Raw genomic sequence first — 18,038 nt, forward strand, 5'->3', positions numbered from 1 at the left:
AAATAATTTACAATATTTTGTAACCTTTTTCTGTTATCTGCGTATACATATATAGAGGTGTTGATAAAACATCAAAAGAAATCGATAATAATCATTAATAATAGGAGGGTTTTAGTTAAATGAGACAGCTTAAAATTACAAAGCAGGTAACGAATCGTGAAACTGCGTCGTTGGATAAATACTTACAAGAGATTGGTAAAGTAGATTTGATTACAGCGGAGGAGGAAGTAGAGTTAGCACAACGTATCAAAGCAGGAGATCGTGTTGCCTTAGAAAAATTAACAAAAGCAAACTTACGTTTCGTAGTTTCTGTTGCGAAACAATACCAAAATCAAGGATTAAGTTTACCAGATTTAATTAATGAAGGAAACTTAGGTTTGATTAAAGCTGCGCAACGTTTTGACGAAACGCGTGGTTTCAAATTTATCTCGTATGCAGTTTGGTGGATTCGTCAATCGATCTTACAAGCATTAGCAGAGCAATCTCGTATCGTTCGTTTACCATTAAATAAAATTGGATCAATCAATAAAATTAATAAAGCGTATGCTTTATTAGAGCAAGAACACGAACGTGCGCCATCTGCAGAAGAAATTTCTGAAGTATTGGATATGTCTGAAGGTGATGTAAAAGAGTCGATGAAAAACTCTGGTCGTCACGTATCAATGGATGCTCCATTAGTAGAAGGAGAAGATTCTAACTTATACGATGTATTAAACATTGGTGAATCTCCATCTCCAGATGTACAGTTGATGATCGAATCTTTACGTGTAGAAATTGAACGTGCATTACAAACTTTAACGCCTCGTGAAGCTGATTTAATTCGTTTATACTTCGGATTAAACGGTCAACATCCAATGACGTTAGAAGAAATTGGAGAAACGTTTGATTTAACAAGAGAACGTGTTCGCCAAATTAAAGAAAAAGCAATTCGTCGTTTAAAACATACTTCAAGATCTAAGATTTTGAAAACTTATATCGGACGATAAATCATAAAGGAAAGCAGCTAATTAGCTGCTTTTTTTATAATAAGACAACACTTATATGAAGAACATTATTTTACTATTTATTTTTATACTTTTTTCTAACAGTTTATTCGGTCAAAATAAAATTGATCAAAATTTAGTTGGATTTTGGAAATCTACAATCTATCCAACAAAAAATGATCCCGTAAAAGGAAATGCTTTTATTGATAGAAAGGCTGATGGAACATTTACATTATTTTTAGAGTTGATTTACAATAATGATTCGATCTATGCGAAAGAAGTCGGACATTGGAACACGAATAATGATCTTTATACAGAAATTGGAGAAGAATATAATGATGAGTTTTCTTACAAGATAAATCAAAATCAAGTCAATTTTAAAATAAAAAAGAAGAAACAAACTTTAGGTTTTCGATTAGAAAAATTTGATGAAGAAAGATCATCAGATCAAACAAGTTATTATGAAGAGCAATATTCTATATTCAAAGCAAAATCTATGCAAAAATTGATGAATATGAGCGATAAAATAAATGGTTTTTCGCATGATTCTTCAGATGGTGTACAGGATAGTAGATTAGTCGGTATTTGGGAAGGTTCGGAAAAGGATAATCAAATAGAAGGAGTATCAAAAGAATGGACAATGACACGAAATGCTGATGGAACTTTTATATTAGATTTTAGAGTAAAATCGAAAGGAAATAAAGTTAAAAGTCATATAGAGAAAGGAAAATGGTGGGTAAAAGATAATAAGTTTTACGAATACCATGAAGATTCTGATATGACTGATGTTTATACTTTTGAGGTTTTGAATGTAAATCAAATAAATTTTAAAGTTTTTGATTTATCATTTGAGCAGAATAATAATAATTATGAGTTTATTGATACTCGAAAAAAATAAAATAAATCCAGCCAATTGGCTGGATTTATTGTTTATAATAATTTACCGCTTAATAAGATTGCAGCAATTGTAAAATAAATAATTAGTCCAGAAACGTCGACTAATGTAGCTACAAATGGAGAAGATGCAGTTGCAGGATCAAAACCTACTTTTCTCAAAATAAAAGGTACTAAAGATCCAGAAAGTGTTCCCCATAAAACAATCACAATTAATGATAAGGCCACTGTTAATGCTACATATAACCAATATTCTCCATAACTATAAATTCCAGTTTTTTGCCAAATTAAGATTCGGATAAAACCCACAAATCCTAGAATTGCACCTAAGATTAATCCCGAAGCAAATTCTTTTTTCATTACATACCACCAATCTTTTAGCTTTAATTCGCCCAAAGCCATTGCGCGGATAATTAGTGAAGCTGCTTGAGAACCAGAATTTCCTCCACTCGAAATAATTAAAGGAACAAATAAAGCCAAAACAACAGCTTTTTCTATTTCTTGATCATAAAAACTCATTGCCGAAGCAGTAAACATTTCGCCAATAAAAAGAATAACTAGCCATCCTGCTCTTTTTTTGATTAGTTCTGCAATTGGTGTTTTTGTATACGAAACATCTAATTCCTCCATTCCTCCAAATTTCTGAATATCTTCGGTATCGCGCATTTTCATTCGATCCAAGATATCATCAAATGTTACAATGCCGACCAATACATTATTTTCAGTAACAATTGGCATAGCAGAACGATCATATTTATCAAAAACTTCTAAAGCCTCTTCTAAAGGCGTTGTTGTTTTGATGGATACAAAATTATGATCAATCAAATCTTCTACTTTTGTGTCTTCATCTGCCAAAAGAATTTCACCAATTTTTAAATCATCAATTAATCTATTTTTTCCATCAACAATAAAAATATAAGTCAAAGTTTCCGCTTTTTTTCCATATTTTTTGATATGAGCCAAAACTTGTTTTATAGTATAATATTCTTTTACCTGAATGTAATTTGGCGTCATTAATCTCGCAATAGAATCCTCGTTGTAGCCAATTAAATTCAGTGCAATTACACGCTCATCTGGATTTAAAAGATTGATAGAGTGTTTAATTAATTCGTCTGGAAAATTTTCAAAAAGTTCTGTTCTATCATCAGGATCTAAATTATTTAAGACTTCAGATAAATCTTCATCTGTCAAACTTTTCACAACTTCATGCTGAATATCGGGTTCAAAATAGGAGAATACTTCTACTTTATCATCATTAGAAAGTGTATAAAAAGCAATATTTCTACTCTTTATGTCCAATGCAGTCAATTGCTCTGCAATATCTGCTGGATGTTGATTAAGCATTTTATTTTCCATAAATTTGTTTTTTTTTATCCCAAGTCGCAAATTAAGTCTTTTTGAGATGAGAAGAAGTATAGATTGGCTACTTTTAAGCTAATTTTAATATAGAAATTATGATGAATAAAACAGATCAAAAACAAATGAAAGAATTTATTAAATCTATGGATGTAGATGACAGATTCGTTGGAATTTGGTCTGGAACTGATCATGGAAAATTTTTTAAGGGTGAAACAAACAGTTGGTTGGTGAATAGAAAAGCTGACGGTACAATGACCGTCAACTTTAAGACGATTTATAGTGATGATCGCGAAACTTTTTCTGAAGACGAAGGCGTTTGGTGTGCTATTGGCGATGAATATTACGAGTTTAGAGATTCTGATGAGATGGCAGATATTTATACTTATATTTTTATGTCAAAAGATTCTATTCATTTTATTATCAACGAAGAATTGAAAGAAGAAGAACCTTATAACTTTATTGATAATAGAGTTTTTCTTGATTAAAAATAATTTTTCACTCACATTTTTTCTGTTATATTCGTATTGTATTAATTAACACTGAAAATGAAAAAACTATTATTTACTCTCTTATCATCAACTTTACTATTTGCCCAAGAAAAAGCTACCGATTTATTTAATACTAATATCAGTTTTATTGGAATCGGAATTCAATATGAGAAAGCGTTAAACGAAAATTTTACTGCTGTAGGAACTTTAGATTATCTTGGCGGATTTTCTTATTCGAGCGATTCATATTATGGAGGTAGTGATTTTGATTATATTTTTACAACTCGTTTTGCTTTAGAAGGACGCTATTATTATAATTTTGATCGTAGAATTGGTAAAGGAAAAAACACAAAAAATAATTCTGGAAATTACATTGCCATAAAAGGAGATTTTATTCCGGATTGGTTAACAAGTACAAATAAGGACAATGTTACAGTGAATCCACAAGGATCGATCACATTTAATTATGGATTGAAACGTTCTTTTGCTCAAAACTTTTTTTATGAGTTTTACACAGGATTAGGACTTTCTCTTTATCAAGATGAGTATTATTACTATTATGATACAGTAAATAATAGTAGAAAAAGTAAGAAAGAAATGACTACAGGAGCTGCTTTAGATTTAGGTTTCCGAGTTGGATATAATTTCTAAAAATATAAATCGTTGAATTTTCAACGATTTTTTTATTTCCTTACCTTTGCACCACAAAATACAAACAAACAAACAAATTAAAAAGATTATGCCAATAGTAGCGCCATCAATTTTAGCGGCCGATTTCGGGAATTTAGCAAAGGATATCGAAATGGTGAATAATTCGCAAGCAGAATGGTTTCATTTAGATGTAATGGACGGAGTTTTTGTTCCAAATATTTCGTACGGAATGCCAATTATCGAAAAAATTAATTCATTAACAGACAAAGTTCTTGATGTACATTTGATGATTGTTGATCCAGATCGTTACATTTCGACTTTCAAACAAGTTGGGGCAGATATTTTGACTGTACATTACGAAGCGTGTACGCATTTACATCGTACACTACAAGTGATAAAAGCAGAAGGAATGAAAGCTGGAGTTGCGTTAAATCCACATACGCCAGTTTCAGTTTTAGAAGATGTAATTAACGATTTAGATTTAGTATTAATCATGAGTGTTAACCCAGGTTTTGGAGGACAAAAATTCATTCAAAACACGTACAATAAAGTTTCTAAATTAAAACAAATGATTACGGAAGCAAATGCAAATGTTATCATCGAAATTGATGGAGGAGTTGGAGTTCATAATGCATCAAAATTGGTTGAAGCTGGTGCAGATGCTTTGGTAGCTGGTTCGGCGGTTTTCAATGCTGAAAATCCAACAGAATATATAGCTGAATTGAAAAAAGCATAAGAATATAATCTTATAAATAATTTAAAACTGAATCAGAAATGATTCAGTTTTTTTGTTGGAGCCATTATGATTTATATTTTATTGAAAAAAAGAATCTTGTTAGATTCCTCAAATAAGGAAAGAATTTTATCGATGAAATCAATACATTTACTAATTCTCTCATTAAATATCTAACTTTGTAAAATGAATTTCTCTAAAGACAAACCGAAAAAGATTTTTACGATTGATGAAATCAAAGATAAAATGGCAAAATATTGTCTTTACCAAGATCGTTGTCATTGGGAAGTTGAAAAAAAACTGCGTGAATTTGATTTGATACCCGAAGCAAAAGACGAGATTATTTTTAAGTTAATTCATTATGGATTTTTGAATGAAGAGCGTTTTGTTCATAGTTTTGTTCGAGGAAAAGTAAATCAGAAAATGTGGGGAAGAAATCGTCTTCGTCAAGAATTAAAAATGCGACAAATTGATCAGAAATTGATTGAAAAAGCATTTAAAGAAGAAATAGATTTAGATAAATATTGGAATAATTTAGTGCATTTAACGCAAAAGAAGTTTAGATTATTAACCTCTGAGCGCGAATCATTCAAGAAAATAAATAAAGTAAAAGCATATTTAGCCTACAAAGGTTACGAATTTGACTTGATGAATGATGCCATCGAAATGGTAAAATCAGATGATTAACAATTCATCCTATAAAATCGACAATTCAGTCAATATTTTTTAAAATTTAGAAACCTCATAATTATTTTTATTCCATAATTAATCAACACATTATGGAAAATTTTATCAAAATCATTATTTACATTCATGCATTTTTTGGAGGAATTGGTTTAGTTGCTGGTACCGCAGTTATGATCATCAAAAAAGGCAATTTACTTCATAAGAAAGTCGGGAAAATATTTTCTGTAGGTATGTTAGTTAGTTCAATTCTTTCGTTAATTATTTGTGCTTTTCCAAAACATCACAATTCATTTTTATTAATGATTGGAATTTTTACAATTTACATGATTTTGATGGGAAACAGAATTTTAAATTACAAACGAAAAAATTACACAAATAAATTAGACAAAATCATTTCAGGAACAATGTTAATTACCTCATTTATAATGATTGTTTTTGGATTACTTCCTCTTTTTACTGCAAAAGGAATTGGAGTACTTAATTTGATTTTTGGAATTTTAGGAACATTTATGTCTTATCGAGATTTTATTTTTTATAAAAATCCAGAAAATTATAAAAAATGGACAATGAGTCATGTTGGGAAAATGGTTGGTGCTTATATTGCTTCTGTTACTGCGTTTTTGGTTGCTGGAGCTGGTTTTGGTGATAATATTTATTTTTGGATTGTGCCATCAATTATCGGGACAGTTTATATTTTTTCGTGGTCAAAAAAACTAAATAAAAAAGTTGCAGTGAATTGATTATCTTTAATCAAAACACTTTTATGAGGTATATATATTTAATCTTATTACTCATTCTTTTTGTTCAATGTGAAAAACCAAGCAATCAATCATCTAAAGGTTGGGACAAGAAGAATGAAATAAAATCGGCTTCAGTCTTTAAAGATGAGAATGTAAATGAAGCTATTGAACAAGCCATAGTTATTGCAAAAAATAATCATATACCAATTAGAACAATCTCTCTCTTTTTCGCAAAAGAAAAATTTTATTTATATGTTTCTTCGGCTGGAAATGATTGTTCAATAGGAAATTATTATACATTACCAATTACTATTCAAAATTCAGATTATACTATTCTATTAGATAAAAATGAAGTATTAGATGAATATATTGATATCTCAAATTTAAATTATATTCCTTTAGATAAAGAAAAAATAACATTCTGCTGCGAAATAAAAGGTTACGCTTTTCGATTTCATAAAGATGAGGAAGGAAAGTATCAATTAAGAGAATTAGAACATTTTTATAATTATACGAATGATTTTGTTTTAGAAGAAGATAAAAAATATTTTCCTATTCAATACGAGGAAATTCCAGAGCCAGAACCATCAAAATAATTCATATATTTCATCAACCAATTCATAACTATGCGAACAAAATATTTTAGTTTACTATTTATTGTAGGATGTTTATTTGTAACTAAAGCACAAAAAAAAGTTACTTCTTCTGAGAAAAAGATGGAATGGTTTCAAGATGCTAAACTTGGAATTTTTATTCATTGGGGAATATATTCGGTTGATGGAATTTCAGAATCCTGGGCTTTTTTCAATAATTATATCAACCATGATAATTATATGAAACAGTTAAATGGTTTTTCAGCGTCAAATTATAAACCAGAAGAATGGGTGAAATTAATTGAAAATTCTGGTGCTAAATATACCGTAATTACGACAAAACATCATGATGGTGTTTCGCTTTGGGATACAAAAGCTGAAAATGCAATTTCTATAAAAAATGATGCGAAAGCTAAAAAAGATGTATTATCACCTTTTATTACAGCGCTCAAAAAAACAAATCTAAAAACAGGATTGTATTTTTCGTTGCCAGATTGGAGTCATCCAAATTATGATGTCAATACACGGACTAAAACACGTTACAAATTGTCTGATGATTCTACTCGTTGGAATAAGTTTATTCATTATTATCAATCTCAATTAAATGAACTTTCTTTAGCCTATCAGCCAGATTTGATATGGTTTGATGGCGATTGGGAACATACATCTGATGAATGGAATGCACAACAAACTTTACAAAACTTAAAAAACTATAATCCAAATATTATTATTAATTCTCGATTAAATCATCATGGTGATTATGAAACACCAGAACAAGGTGTACCAGTCGTTGCGCCAAGTTTTAATTATTGGGAACTTTGTTATACGATGAATGATTCGTGGGGATATCAACCATTTGATGTCAATTACAAGACACCGAATATGATTGTTCGCACTTTAGCTGATGTTATGAGTATGGGTGGAAATTTATTAATTGACATAGGTCCTAAGGAAGATGGTACAATTCCAAATGAGCAAAAGAAGATTTTAGAAAATTTAGGAAGATGGACAAAAAAGCATTCACAAGCAGTTTACGGAACACGAAAAGGGTTGCAAGCAGATTATTACAAAGGAAAATCGGCTCTTTCTAAAGATGGTAAAAAATTGTTTCTTTATTTAGAAGAAGCAAAAGATTTTACAAAAATATATGGATTAAATTCCAAAATAATTTCAGCAAAAATAATAGGAGATTCGAACAGCAAAGTTTCTTTTAATCAAGATCAAGAAGGAAATGTTCAACTTAATTTTCATCATGTAAATTTTGATCAAGATGTGACAGTTGTAGAATTGAGTTTTAATGAAAGTTTGAAATTAAAAACGAAAATTAATACAAAAAAATCTACTTTATCAGATGTTTTAGAAGAAAAAGAAACGAAACTTGCTGCTTACGAAATTGCATATCAGTTAAACAAAGGGAATAATCTGCTTACAAATTCTGGATTAACTTCTGATGGAGAAAATATGAAAATGAATACTTCATCTAAAACAAATCAGGAACTATTAAATTGGGTTTCAAAGTCTGCCGAAGCATTGTACGAAACAACGGAAGGAATTCCTGCAGGGCATTATTCTGGTATGAGTGCGCTGTCAAAAGATAAACAAACATTGTATCTTTTTGTAGAAGGAACGCCAACTGGTCCAATTGCTCTAAAAGGAATAAAGAATAAAATTTCTCGAATTCGTATTGTAGGAGAAGGCTCTATGATTAGTCATAGTATTTATAATAAATTGTATTGGAGTCCAATTCCTGGAATTGTTTATATCGATGTGCCAAAAGAAAGATTAGATAAAAATCTTACTATAATTGCGGTTTTATTAGATGGACCAATCGATCTTTACAGAGAAAAAGTAGGTGCAATTGAAAGTAATTTGTAAATATTAGAAAACTTTGTTTTCTAATATTTACCTAATTCCTCTTCAAAAGCGGCTAAATAATTTGCTAAATGTAAACCATCTACAAAACCATGATTTGCTTCTACAGAAACGGGCATGTACATTTTGTCTTGTTGCGTATATGCTTTTCCAAAAATAATTCGTGGAATAGATTCACCTGTTCCAAAATTAGTAGGTTGTACTAAACCTGTAAATCTCGACCAAGGAAAAGTTGAATGACGAACCAAACCAATTGTAATTTCTTCGTTTTTGATATGTAAACCAACCGAATTTTCTACACTTTGTATTTGCTCTTGAAGTTGCGCATTGAATACATCAAAATCTTCTGTAAAATTCATTAATGCAAAGCCGAAAGTACCATCTTTTCGACCAATTGTAGTCCCACAATCTAAATGATCGTAGACATAAATCTCATCATCTTCAATGCGGTATTTAAACTCATTAATTTTATTTTCTGCAAGCATTGAACAATGTAAATAAACTGCAAAAAATGAAAGATTATTTGCTTTTGCAAATTGATATGCTTTCGAACATTCAACCTCAGCAACAACACCAACATACGGATTATCCATTTTCGAGAACATATTAAAATGTTCGATTCGATTCCAACCTTCAGGATTAAATTTCTGTTTCATTGACGCAAAGTTAAAATAGGATTTACGATTTTTTCAATCTTTTTTGTTGATATGCATCACCCACAACATTTAATGTTACACCTAAAATAATCATGAAAATTCCTAAAGCTAAACTCAAAGAAAAATTTTCTCCAAAAATCATGACACTTACAGCTACTGCAACTACAGGTTCTGATGCTCCAAGAATGGATGTTGCAGTTGAACCAATATTTTTTATGGCATATATTAATGCAATGCTCGAAATGACTGTTGTAACAAATGCGAACGTAAAAAAGTTGAATGTTAATTCTAACGATGGTAAAATGAAAGATTCGTTGAAGAAAATCATTTTCGTAGCATAATAGAGAGTTGTGAATAAAAATGAGTAAAAGCTTAATGTAAAACCTTTTATATCTCTTACTTTCGATTTGTTAACAGTGATGATATACAATCCATAACCCAACGCACTAATAAATACAATTCCTAATCCGATTGGATTAAGCTCGAATTTACCTTCTTTAAAACTTAATAAAACAACACCCGTCAATACAAAAACAATCGCAATAATTGTAGATATCGTAATTTTTTCTTTGAAGAAAACAGCCATGATTATAGCTACGATTAATGGATAAACAAATAATAAAGTAGAAGCTATACCGGCAGATAAATAATCGTATCCTAAAAACAACGCATCTGCAGAAATTCCGTATAATAATCCTAAAATGATTAAAACTGGAATTTGTTTAAGTTCTATTTTGAATGATTGTTTTTTGATTAATAAATAAACACCAACTATCAGAGCAGAAAAAAAGAATCGATAGAATAATGTTGTGTCCATCGAAAAATTTGCTCGTTTTATGGGTAAGATAAATAATGGAATTAATCCATAAGAAATGGACGAAATTAATCCATATGCGTAACCTTTGAATTTCATTTTTAATAGAAAAAACGAAGTTCGAAATTCGAACTTCGCAATTGATTAGTATTTAATAAAATTTATTTTCTTGTAAAATCTAAATCATGGAAATCGTAACTGAAATCTGTCATAGGAGAAATTGCTTTCATTGTGAAACCAGACATTTTTCCATCTTTAATTTCTGCATAAACATATGCATCAGCATGAAAATAACGATTGTACCATTTTATAGCATATATATTCTCTTTATAAAAGTACATTTCTCCAGTCAATTGAGGCGAACGTTTTGATTCGAAAATTAATTTTCCTTTCTTTTCATAAATTTCAACATCGCCAAACCAATTGTCCTTATATGTTCCAACCAATGATTTTACATCAGTTTTGATTGATTTATTTTTTTGATTAGCATCAACAGTTTTCCAAACTTCGTCTGTAATTCCGTCAGCTTCTGCTACACGAGATTTCATCAAATCATCATAAAATTTCACCCAATCTTTTTCGGGATTTCCTAAATAATAATCTTTAATTGTATTCGAAACCGAATTAAATGCCACACCAGCTTGTTGATTGGTTAATACAACAATTCCTAAATTAAGTTGTGGGTACCAAATTGTTTGCGTTACAATTCCTTCTAATCCTCCTGTGTGTGAAACCTCTAATTTTCCGTTATAATCTTGCAATTGCCAACCTAATCCGTATGCTTTAAATAATGAGTTGTATGGTGGAGTAGTACGATTTGGCTGAATCGTTTGTGGCGTCATCATTTCTTGCATTTGTTTTTCAGAAATAAGTTGCTTTCCGTTTACTTTTCCTTTATTCAAATTAAATTGTAACCATTTTGCCATATCATCTACATTCGAATATAATCCTCCAGCTGCATCTAAAACAGTGTTAGTGTAACGGTCAATCACTTGTAATTTACCATCAATAGGAACGTGCGGGTCAATTGCATTTTTCTTATTTTTAACCAAATTCCAGTTTGCTGCGGTATTTGTCATACCAATAGGTTCTATTAATCTTTTTGTAACAAAATCTGTCCAAGATTGCCCCGAAACGCGTTCTATAACAAGTCCTGCAATAATATATAATAAATTATCGTAATCGTATTTTACACGAAAATCGGAAACAGGTTTTAGAAACTGAATATTATTGATAATATCTTTTGGAGTAAAATTGTGTCCATCTGGCCAAACCATTAAATCTCCAGCACCCAAACCTAATCCACTGCGATGTGTTAATAAATCACGAATAGTAAATTCTTTTGTAACGTAATCGTTATACATCTTAAATTCGGGAATATGTTTGATGACTTTATCGTCCCATTTTATTTTTCCTTCATCAACTAAAATAGCCAAAGATGCTGCTGTAAACGCTTTTGAATTTGAGGCAATACCAAAATTAGTATTAGATTGAACTTTCTCTCCAGTTTTGATTGATTTTACTCCATATCCTTTTGAGTGAACAATTGTTCCATCCTTTATTACAGCAACAGACATTCCAGGAACATCAAATGTTTTCATGGCTTTTTCTGTTACCTGATCGATTGTTTGATTTGAAATATTTTGTCCAAAAGCCAAAAAAGAAGCCAATGTAAGTGTTGATAAAAGTATATTTTTCATGTTGAATTTGAATAAACACGAAGTTAAAGACTTTAATCGGTTTTATTATAAATCTCCTAAATGAGTTGATTTAAAACCTTCAAATTTTTTGAGACCAAAACCTAAAAAACGATCGAATGCAGTATGAGCTGAAAAAATAAATCCAATTATTAAGCACCATTCAATATGCAAAAAGTAACCGATAAGAATCAATGTAATTGTCGTAAAATAATTATGAATAAAATTATAGGATATTGCCCCAATTTTATTTCCGAAAAGGTAACCTAACATAAAAATATCGGGAGCAAGAAAAAGAATTGCAAACCACATCCATGATAATTTTAACAGACTATATAAAATGATAAAAAAAATGAAGAAGGCAAGTTGTTCTAATTTTAGGATAGTTTTCATGTGATTGGAATTTAATTTATTAGTGTAAATATTTCACCAATTGTTACAAAAAAAACCGTTCATTTGAACGGTTTTTTACTTAGAATTTCATGTTGATGTTTAGATTAAAACTTCGACCTCTTTCTAAAATTCGCTGTTTGGTATTATCAGAATAAGTTCTGTTTAAATGTTCTGAATAAGCTTTGTCAAACAAATTACTTATTTCAAAATTGATAAAAATATTCTTTGTTAAAGTATAATTGGTATCGATATTAAAAACAGAGAATTGCGGTGTTTTTAATTCTCCAAAATCTTGAGCAATACGATTTTGTTTTGAAGAATAATGATAGGAAATACCAAAATTGAATGGTGAAAAATCGGCTTCCACTTTCCATTTTAAATTAAATGGTGCAATTTCTGGTAAAGGAATTTTGTCTACTAAATTTTTAGCATAGGTATATGCAAAAGCAATATCTGTGTTGAAACGTTCTAGAAACTGCCAATTTACGCGCGACTCGATTCCAGTTTTATACGCTTTTTTGATATTTTGCATTTGTCGAACACCAGGGCTATGCATTGAATTAGGTTTAATATCATCCCGAATAACGCCTGAAATATAATTTTCTAAATACGAATAAAATAAATTGGATTGAATAAATAATTTATCATTCTTATAAGTATAAATTAAATCGGCTTGATTGTTTATTTCAGCCTTCAACAGAGGATTTCCAACAACTTCGTAAGCATCTGTTCCAACAACAAAGCGATTAATATATCGTTCCGTTAAACTTGGACTGCGCTGACCACGACCAATCCATATAGATACATCATTTTTAGAATTTAAGTGTTGTTTATATCCAAAACTGATACTGTTATTAATATAGTTTGATTTCATTTTTCCGTATAAGGTCTCGAAAAGTGGAGACATTTCATTTGCATTAGCTTGATTAAAATCTAATCGATACGAAGCAATAAATTTTGCTTGATGAAATTGATGCGTAAATTCTGTAAACCAACCTATTTGATTGATTTCTGAATCTTGCCAAGATGAACCATTTTTATTCATCATCATAGAAGACATTTTTGCACTAACATTTTTGGCTTCTTCGTGCTTGAAATCTAAACCAGAAAATAAATAATTTTTCTTCCAATTAAATTTAGATTCCATTCTTCCACCAAAAGTTGAAGATTTTACATTCGAAATCATACTTTTATCTGGCGTTCCCATCGAATGATGAACTGTTGATAAATAAGAATTAAACTCGATTTGTTTTAGAATAGAATGATTAAACATTGTTAAATGTTTTAATTGAAACATCCATGTTTTGTCGTAAATCAAATCCATTTTCAAGGCAGCGAATTCTACATCTCTCCCTTGATTTGTATTAACTTGCAACGTTGTGAAATTAGTGTCATTCCATTTTATTGTACCTTTTGTACCGACATTGTACCGAAGAAAAGCAGAAGGTACTTCGTTTTGATTTCCGTCTTTGTATCGATTGCCTTTTTGATAAGAACCAAAAAAAATCCAAACCATTTTTTTAGAAGATAGTTCGCTCAAAAGTTCATTTCTAAAAATTTTTCCATTGCTTTCAAAACCAGTTGAAAATCGATTTTTTAACTGAATTTTTTCTGTGAATTTGGGTTGAATAGTTGTAAAATTGATCGTTCCTCCTAACGCTGTTCCATATCTAAAATTGTATGGACCTTTATAAATTTCTGCATCTTGAATCATATTCATATTTACTTGCGAAATTGCAGGATCCATTCTACTTGGGCAAGCATTTATTGCATTTGCAGCACCATCAATCACAACATTTAATTGTTCATATTTAAAACCTCTCAAAACAGGATCAGTTGCAAAATTACCGGCTTTTTTAATTCCTGAAATTTCTGGAATTGTTTTCAAAAAACTACCTGCATCATGATTGAGTAAATGTGAATAAGTAACGTTTATTTTTTTAGAATCTGAAGTTATATTTTTCTTAGAAATTTTGACCATTTCTAATTCTGTTACACTTGTAGAATCATTTTCAATCGTTTGTGCATACGAGTTTATGGCAAATACAAATGCCATAAGACATAGTAAAGTTGTTCTATTCTTTTTCAATGTTATATTATTTAAATTATGGTAATAGGGTATCTGGTCTGATAAAAAATTATATCAAACCTAAAAAAGGGATTAAATTTAAATTAACAATTGGGAGGAATATCTGGAATAGAATAATACATTTTTCTAATCGAATATTCTTGATCAGAATAGATCATTTTAGAAGAATTTTCGATAAATAAATTTGAATGAAGATTTTCGTGATTTGTTGGAATGTAAACAATATCAATAAAAATTTTTGCAGTTAGCGAACTAGACTGTGTTGTGTCTGTCTTCTTACTCAATAAACATTTTCCGTTACACATCATTTCAGGCTTTTCTTGATTTTCACAAAGTAGTTCGTAAATATCTCTATTGATTTCGTAGTCGATGACCAGCAACGAATTCTGAAAACTACAAATCAGTACAATTGATGTAAATAATATTGAAAATGCCAATTTCATTCAGAACAAAAGTAAGTCATAATTCATATGAAATAAATTATAATGAAATGATATTTATCAAAATAGGAAATAAAAAAACCACTCAAAAGAGTGGCTTAAATATGATAAATTATTTCTTAATCATTTAATTTCAAAACAGCTAAAAAGGCAGATTGTGGAACTTCTACACGTCCAATTTGACGCATTTTCTTCTTACCAGCTTTTTGTTTCTCTAATAATTTACGTTTACGAGAAATATCACCACCATAACATTTTGCAGTAACGTCTTTACGTAAAGCTTTGATAGTTTCACGAGCAATAATTTTTGCACCAATCGCTGCTTGAATTGGAATATCGAACTGTTGACGAGGAATTAATTCGCGTAATTTCTCACACATTTTCTTTCCAATATTATACGCATTATCAACGTGAATTAAGGCAGATAAAGCATCTACAACTTCACCATTAATCATAATATCAACTTTTACCAATTTCGAAGCTTTCATTCCTGAAGGTGCATAATCGAAAGATGCATAACCTTTTGAAATAGATTTTAATCGATCATAAAAATCAAAAACAACCTCAGCCAAAGGCATATTGAAAATCATTTCTACTCTATGTTGAGTTAAATAATTTTGAGATTGTAATTCACCACGCTTCTCGATACATAAACTCATTACAGGACCTACAAATTCAGATTTTGTAATGATAGCAGCTCTAATAAATGGCTCTTCAACACGGTTTAATCCTGATGGATCTGGCAATTCAGATGGATTATGAACGGCAATCATTTTTTCTGGATCTTTCTCTAAATAGGCTTCGTACGAAACGTTAGGAACAGTTGTAATAACAGTCATGTTAAACTCACGCTCTAAGCGTTCTTGAATAATTTCTAAGTGTAACATTCCTAAGAATCCACAACGGAAACCAAATCCTAAAGCAGCAGAAGATTCAGCTTCAAAAGTTAATGAAGCGTCATTTAAACGAAGTTTCTCGATAGAAGAACGTAAATCTTCATAATCTTCCGTGTCTACAGGATAAATACCAGCGAAAACCATTGGTTTTACTTCTTCGAAACCATCGATAGCTTCAGCAGCAGGATTGTCAACCAAAGTAATTGTATCTCCAACTTTAACCTCAGAAGCTTCTTTAATTCCAGAAATAATGTAACCTACATCTCCGGTTTTAATATTTTTCTTCTCAACTTGGTTCAATTTTAATGTTCCAATTTCATCAGCACCATATTTTTTACCAGTTGCCATGAATTTTACTTGGTCACCTTTTTTGATTTCTCCATTTACTACTTTATAAAAAGCTTCAATTCCACGGAAAGGATTGTAAACAGAGTCAAAAATTAAGGCTTGTAATGGAGCTTCAGGATCTCCAATTGGAGCAGGAACTTTCTCAATAATTGTGTGCAACAATTCTAATACTCCTTCACCTGTTTTTCCAGAAACACGTAAAACATCTTCTGGATCACAACCAATTAAATCTACAATATCATCTGTTACTTCTTCTGGATTTGCAGAAGGTAAATCGATTTTGTTCAAAACGGGAATAATCTCTAAATCATTTTCTAACGCTAAATATAAGTTAGAAATGGTTTGAGCTTGGATACTTTGTGCAGCATCTACAATTAACAATGCTCCTTCACAAGCAGCAATCGAACGAGAAACCTCGTAAGAGAAATCCACGTGACCAGGAGTGTCAATTAAATTTAAAATATATTTTTCACCATCTTTTTCATATTCCATTTGAATCGCGTGCGATTTAATTGTGATACCACGTTCGCGTTCCAAATCCATATCGTCTAATGTTTGGTTTTGCAACTCACGATCAGAAATCGTGCCTGTTACTTGTAATAAACGATCGGCCAAGGTACTCTTACCATGGTCAATATGGGCGATAATACAGAAATTACGGATATTTTTCATACTCTTCTTGTCGAATAGGCAAAAATAATCTTTTCCACTCAGACTGCAAGTATTTTGAAAAATATTATGAATTATATTTTAACGATTTAAGATGAAATTCAGTTTGAATGAAAGCATATAAAATAAATTTCTAAAAAAAATAGATTTATTTACTTCGAAAATAAAACAATTCATTCAATTTTAGTATTGAAATTAAGGTAGTTAATATTTCGTTCAAATTTCTATCTTTACTAAAATCAAATTCTTTATGAAGCCAACTTTTATTATTTTCTCTCTTTTTATTTCCATAGTTCAAGTTTCTGCTCAAATGGTTAGAACGTTGAATAATGAAAATTGGTTATTTCAAAAGAAAGGTGATGTAAAATGGTTAAATGTTACTATTCCAGGTTCTGTACATACAGATTTGATATTAAATAAATTGATTTCTGATCCTTTTTTAGATTTAAACGAATCAAAAGTTCAATGGATAGAGAAAGAAGATTGGATATACAAAACTTCCTTTGATTTAACTGATAATGAATATAATGCTCAGAATATTCAATTAAAATTTAATGGTTTAGATACATATGCATCGGTATTTTTGAATGGAAAATTAATTCTCGAAGCCAATAATATGTTCAGAATTTGGGAAGTTTCTACTAAAAATCTTCTTAAAAAAAGAGGTAATACATTAGAAATTTATTTTAAATCTTCTTCTAATGAAGGAAAACGTTTAGCAAATTTACTTCCATACAAATTACCAGAAGGAGAACGTGTTTTTACTCGCAAAGCGCAATATCAATATGGATGGGACTGGGGACCAAGATTGGTAACAGCAGGAGTTTACAAACCGATCCAAATTATTTCTTGGAATAAAATTAAACTAAATGATCTTTCATATGTAATTGTTGATTTAAATAAAGACAAAGCAAAAGTAAAATTCAATTTCACTATTTTATCTGAACATAATTCGATTACAGAAATAGAATTTAATCAACGTAAATATCAAAAAAAAGTATCAAAAGGAATTAATCATCTTACAATATAAGAAGAA

At 30.1% G+C, this 18,038-nt stretch carries 18 protein-coding genes; 10 read left to right on the top strand and 8 right to left on the bottom strand.

Annotated elements, in window-relative coordinates:
- Nucleotides 1–119: 119 nt before the first annotated feature.
- Both AC2I98_RS12980 and AC2I98_RS12985 read left to right on the top strand, forming a co-directional pair.
- Nucleotides 120–986 carry a sigma-70 family RNA polymerase sigma factor gene (locus AC2I98_RS12980; protein ID WP_019975176.1) on the top strand — a complete coding sequence of 289 codons (867 nt, stop codon included), beginning with the start codon at nucleotides 120–122 and terminating at the stop codon, nucleotides 984–986.
- A gap of 55 nt (nucleotides 987–1,041) precedes the next feature.
- On the top strand, nucleotides 1,042–1,881 hold the full coding sequence (locus AC2I98_RS12985; protein WP_486412082.1) for a hypothetical protein: 840 nt from the start codon (nucleotides 1,042–1,044) through the stop codon (nucleotides 1,879–1,881).
- 32 nt (nucleotides 1,882–1,913) lie between these two features.
- On the opposite strand, the gene mgtE is transcribed toward AC2I98_RS12985, so the two are convergent.
- On the bottom strand, nucleotides 1,914–3,233 hold the full coding sequence (gene mgtE, locus AC2I98_RS12990) for a magnesium transporter (RefSeq protein ID WP_486412083.1): 1,320 nt from the start codon (nucleotides 3,231–3,233) through the stop codon (nucleotides 1,914–1,916).
- A 98-nt stretch (nucleotides 3,234–3,331) separates the two neighbouring features.
- Between mgtE and AC2I98_RS12995 the strand changes: the two genes are divergently transcribed.
- The 7 genes from AC2I98_RS12995 to AC2I98_RS13025 all read left to right on the top strand — a co-directional run bounded on the left by AC2I98_RS12995 (nucleotide 3,332) and on the right by AC2I98_RS13025 (nucleotide 9,003).
- Entirely contained in the window at nucleotides 3,332–3,721 is a 390-nt protein-coding gene (locus tag AC2I98_RS12995) for a hypothetical protein (protein WP_486412084.1), read from the top strand.
- 60 nt (nucleotides 3,722–3,781) lie between these two features.
- Nucleotides 3,782–4,375, top strand: a complete 594-nt coding sequence (locus AC2I98_RS13000) for a hypothetical protein (RefSeq protein WP_486412085.1) — start codon at nucleotides 3,782–3,784, stop codon at nucleotides 4,373–4,375.
- 88 nt (nucleotides 4,376–4,463) lie between these two features.
- Entirely contained in the window at nucleotides 4,464–5,111 is a 648-nt protein-coding gene (gene rpe / locus AC2I98_RS13005; protein WP_486412086.1) for a ribulose-phosphate 3-epimerase, read from the top strand.
- Nucleotides 5,112–5,294: 183 nt separating this feature from the next.
- Nucleotides 5,295–5,795, top strand: a complete 501-nt coding sequence (locus AC2I98_RS13010) for a regulatory protein RecX (RefSeq protein ID WP_486412087.1) — start codon at nucleotides 5,295–5,297, stop codon at nucleotides 5,793–5,795.
- A gap of 92 nt (nucleotides 5,796–5,887) precedes the next feature.
- Entirely contained in the window at nucleotides 5,888–6,535 is a 648-nt protein-coding gene (locus AC2I98_RS13015; RefSeq protein WP_486412088.1) for a DUF2306 domain-containing protein, read from the top strand.
- 23 nt (nucleotides 6,536–6,558) lie between these two features.
- The gene (locus AC2I98_RS13020; RefSeq protein ID WP_486412089.1) at nucleotides 6,559–7,131 is read left to right on the top strand and encodes a hypothetical protein; all 573 of its coding nucleotides are present in this window, start codon (nucleotides 6,559–6,561) and stop codon (nucleotides 7,129–7,131) included.
- 30 nt (nucleotides 7,132–7,161) lie between these two features.
- The gene (locus AC2I98_RS13025; RefSeq protein ID WP_486412090.1) at nucleotides 7,162–9,003 is read left to right on the top strand and encodes an alpha-L-fucosidase; all 1,842 of its coding nucleotides are present in this window, start codon (nucleotides 7,162–7,164) and stop codon (nucleotides 9,001–9,003) included.
- 20 nt (nucleotides 9,004–9,023) lie between these two features.
- Here AC2I98_RS13025 and AC2I98_RS13030 read toward each other — a convergent pair whose 3' ends face one another.
- From AC2I98_RS13030 to lepA, 7 genes are all read right to left on the bottom strand, one after another.
- Complete coding sequence (locus AC2I98_RS13030) at nucleotides 9,024–9,656, bottom strand: CatA-like O-acetyltransferase (protein ID WP_486412091.1); 633 nt, start codon at nucleotides 9,654–9,656, stop codon at nucleotides 9,024–9,026.
- A 22-nt stretch (nucleotides 9,657–9,678) separates the two neighbouring features.
- Nucleotides 9,679–10,569, bottom strand: coding sequence for a DMT family transporter (locus tag AC2I98_RS13035; RefSeq protein ID WP_486412092.1), 891 nt, complete (start codon nucleotides 10,567–10,569; stop codon nucleotides 9,679–9,681).
- A gap of 62 nt (nucleotides 10,570–10,631) precedes the next feature.
- Entirely contained in the window at nucleotides 10,632–12,170 is a 1,539-nt protein-coding gene (locus AC2I98_RS13040; RefSeq protein WP_486412093.1) for a serine hydrolase, read from the bottom strand.
- 45 nt (nucleotides 12,171–12,215) lie between these two features.
- Nucleotides 12,216–12,560, bottom strand: a complete 345-nt coding sequence (locus AC2I98_RS13045) for a DUF4260 domain-containing protein (protein WP_486412094.1) — start codon at nucleotides 12,558–12,560, stop codon at nucleotides 12,216–12,218.
- A gap of 79 nt (nucleotides 12,561–12,639) precedes the next feature.
- Nucleotides 12,640–14,649, bottom strand: a complete 2,010-nt coding sequence (locus tag AC2I98_RS13050) for a TonB-dependent receptor domain-containing protein (RefSeq protein ID WP_486412095.1) — start codon at nucleotides 14,647–14,649, stop codon at nucleotides 12,640–12,642.
- Nucleotides 14,650–14,732: 83 nt separating this feature from the next.
- Nucleotides 14,733–15,086: a hypothetical protein gene (locus AC2I98_RS13055; RefSeq protein WP_486412096.1), complete on the bottom strand. Its 354-nt coding sequence runs from the start codon at nucleotides 15,084–15,086 to the stop codon at nucleotides 14,733–14,735.
- A 122-nt stretch (nucleotides 15,087–15,208) separates the two neighbouring features.
- Nucleotides 15,209–17,005 carry a translation elongation factor 4 gene (lepA, locus tag AC2I98_RS13060; RefSeq protein ID WP_486412097.1) on the bottom strand — a complete coding sequence of 599 codons (1,797 nt, stop codon included), beginning with the start codon at nucleotides 17,003–17,005 and terminating at the stop codon, nucleotides 15,209–15,211.
- A 247-nt stretch (nucleotides 17,006–17,252) separates the two neighbouring features.
- On the opposite strand from lepA, the gene AC2I98_RS13065 reads away from it, so the two are divergent.
- Complete coding sequence (locus tag AC2I98_RS13065; protein ID WP_486412098.1) at nucleotides 17,253–18,032, top strand: glycosyl hydrolase 2 galactose-binding domain-containing protein; 780 nt, start codon at nucleotides 17,253–17,255, stop codon at nucleotides 18,030–18,032.
- Nucleotides 18,033–18,038 lie beyond the last annotated feature (6 nt).

It is taken from the genome of Empedobacter sp. EJD.6dd (assembly GCF_057369435.1).

Bases quoted from the DNA above. Each gene is read 5' to 3' on its own strand.
- AC2I98_RS12980 (WP_019975176.1), top strand. From the start codon at position 120: ATGAGACAGCTTAAAATTACAAAGCAGGTAACGAATCGTGAAACTGCG.
- AC2I98_RS12985 (WP_486412082.1), top strand. From the start codon at position 1,042: ATGAAGAACATTATTTTACTATTTATTTTTATACTTTTTTCTAACAGT.
- mgtE (WP_486412083.1), bottom strand. From the start codon at position 3,233: ATGGAAAATAAAATGCTTAATCAACATCCAGCAGATATTGCAGAGCAA.
- AC2I98_RS12995 (WP_486412084.1), top strand. From the start codon at position 3,332: ATGATGAATAAAACAGATCAAAAACAAATGAAAGAATTTATTAAATCT.
- AC2I98_RS13000 (WP_486412085.1), top strand. From the start codon at position 3,782: ATGAAAAAACTATTATTTACTCTCTTATCATCAACTTTACTATTTGCC.
- rpe (WP_486412086.1), top strand. From the start codon at position 4,464: ATGCCAATAGTAGCGCCATCAATTTTAGCGGCCGATTTCGGGAATTTA.
- AC2I98_RS13010 (WP_486412087.1), top strand. From the start codon at position 5,295: ATGAATTTCTCTAAAGACAAACCGAAAAAGATTTTTACGATTGATGAA.
- AC2I98_RS13015 (WP_486412088.1), top strand. From the start codon at position 5,888: ATGGAAAATTTTATCAAAATCATTATTTACATTCATGCATTTTTTGGA.
- AC2I98_RS13020 (WP_486412089.1), top strand. From the start codon at position 6,559: ATGAGGTATATATATTTAATCTTATTACTCATTCTTTTTGTTCAATGT.
- AC2I98_RS13025 (WP_486412090.1), top strand. From the start codon at position 7,162: ATGCGAACAAAATATTTTAGTTTACTATTTATTGTAGGATGTTTATTT.
- AC2I98_RS13030 (WP_486412091.1), bottom strand. From the start codon at position 9,656: ATGAAACAGAAATTTAATCCTGAAGGTTGGAATCGAATCGAACATTTT.
- AC2I98_RS13035 (WP_486412092.1), bottom strand. From the start codon at position 10,569: ATGAAATTCAAAGGTTACGCATATGGATTAATTTCGTCCATTTCTTAT.
- AC2I98_RS13040 (WP_486412093.1), bottom strand. From the start codon at position 12,170: ATGAAAAATATACTTTTATCAACACTTACATTGGCTTCTTTTTTGGCT.
- AC2I98_RS13045 (WP_486412094.1), bottom strand. From the start codon at position 12,560: ATGAAAACTATCCTAAAATTAGAACAACTTGCCTTCTTCATTTTTTTT.
- lepA (WP_486412097.1), bottom strand. From the start codon at position 17,005: ATGAAAAATATCCGTAATTTCTGTATTATCGCCCATATTGACCATGGT.
- AC2I98_RS13065 (WP_486412098.1), top strand. From the start codon at position 17,253: ATGAAGCCAACTTTTATTATTTTCTCTCTTTTTATTTCCATAGTTCAA.